The following is a 1,100-nucleotide window of genomic DNA, read 5'->3' on the forward strand; positions in this document are numbered from 1 at the left end:
GCGCTCGTGTCCTCGAATGGCATCCCGAACCCCCCAGCGCAAAGCGCGCCAAACTGTTCGCGATGTCCTCGCACACCTGTTCGCGATGTCCCCGGTCCAAACACCCCCTTGAGGGGGAGATGCCCGGCAGGGCAGAGGGGGGCGCGAAGGATCGCCGACGTTCGAGTGACTATGTAGTGCCTTCGCCGGTCAGCGCATCCAGGCGGGCGCGCAATGCCGCGACCTCCTCCTCGAGGGCCTGTACGCGCGTCTCCAGATCCGAGGCCGGCGAGGACGATTGCAAGGGCGCTGCTGCAGTCGACAGCTGCACCGGCCCGCTGAGCAGATGGACATAGCGATCCTCGCGCTGGCCTGGGCCGCGATCGATCTGCTGCACCAGTGGCGGCCTTCGGCCGATCAGCAGATCGAGATTGCCGCGAAGCTCGTCGATCGACGGCAACCGCGCCAGGCGCTCGCTTCGCGCCAGCAATTCATAGGCCGTCTGCGGGCCGCGCAGCAACAACAGGCCGAGCAGCGCGATCTGCGCCGAGGTCAGGGAAAAGCGCTGTGCCACGACATGCTCATAGCGCTCGACGCGCGACGCGAACACCTGCCTGACGAGGCCCTTCTGCTCGAGCTGGCCAAGCGCCCTTCTGACTTCGCCAACCTCGACCGACATTACCGGCTCGCGCGCCGTTTTCTGGTTGGCCGCCGCATGTGCTGCATTGAGCGTCAGCGGATAGACGTCCGGCGTCAGTTCCTTCTTCTCGATCAGGCAGCCGAGGACGCGCGCTTCGATGGGAGAGAGGATGGGAAGGTCGGAGTCGGTCATTGGATCGGCTATCCTTCTGAGGCCGGAGGGACAGCACCCCCCTCTGTCCTGCCGGACATCTCCCCCGCAAGGGGGGAGATCGGCAGCTTCAACGGTGTGCGTCCATTCTTGCAATGGTGGAGATTAGCGAAAGCCAAGATGACGGCCAATCTCCCCCCTGTTTGGACCGGGGACATCGCGAACAGCTGTGCGAGGACATCGCGAACAGTTTGGCGCGCTTTGCGCTGGGGGGTTCGGGATGCCATTCGAGGACACGAGCGCGATGAAACAGAAGCTGGAGTTTGTGCGG

General features: G+C 64.6%; 1 protein-coding gene. It reads right to left on the minus strand.

All coding sequences use genetic code 11. The features are described 5' to 3' along the window. Nucleotides 1-169 precede the first annotated feature (169 nt). On the minus strand, nt 170-811 hold the full coding sequence (locus tag NKJ13_RS31505) for a YceH family protein (RefSeq protein WP_352738331.1): 642 nt from the start codon (nt 809-811) through the stop codon (nt 170-172). Nucleotides 812-1,100: the final 289 nt, after the last annotated feature.

Origin of the sequence: Mesorhizobium sp. M0174 (genome assembly GCF_040322275.1) — a bacterium.
Classification (GTDB): Bacteria; Pseudomonadota; Alphaproteobacteria; order Rhizobiales; family Rhizobiaceae; genus Mesorhizobium.